Source organism: Streptococcus suis (genome assembly GCF_002960445.1).
Taxonomy (GTDB): Bacteria; Bacillota; Bacilli; order Lactobacillales; family Streptococcaceae; genus Streptococcus; species Streptococcus hyiners.
Window position 1 is genome coordinate 1 of sequence record NZ_POJD01000103.1, and the last position, 359, is coordinate 359.

Sequence of the window (359 nt, forward strand, 5' to 3'; positions counted from 1 at the left end):
AATTTTTCCAAGGGTTCAAACATTTTTTCAGCCAAGGCTGGACCTGAAATATGGTCATAGCCTGGATAGTTTTCAATTTCCGCGGTATTGTTCATCTGACCACCATAAATACCACGTTCCAAAAGAGCTACCTTTAAATTGCTACGCCCTGCATAAAGAGCTGCAGTCATCCCCGCAGGACCCGCACCAATTACAACTGTATCGTACATATACTTTTTCCTTCTACGCTTTAAACATTAATAAGATTCCCACTACTCCAAAGGCTGCAATGGGAATTGTCATCACATTAATCATCAACAAATCAAACAAGAAATCTTGTCGTTCTTGCAAGGTTTTATCCACACCCTTTGTCGCACGCC

The 359-nt window shown here is 41.2% G+C and carries 2 protein-coding genes; both read right to left on the minus strand.

What is annotated here, in order from left to right:
* A partial coding sequence (locus tag C1G53_RS01900; RefSeq protein WP_153046641.1) for an NAD(P)/FAD-dependent oxidoreductase occupies positions 1-209 on the minus strand: 209 nt, incomplete at its 3' end.
* 13 nt (positions 210-222) lie between these two features.
* Positions 223-359 (minus strand): DUF4059 family protein (locus C1G53_RS01905; RefSeq protein ID WP_153046642.1); only part of this gene is annotated, 137 nt, incomplete at its 5' end.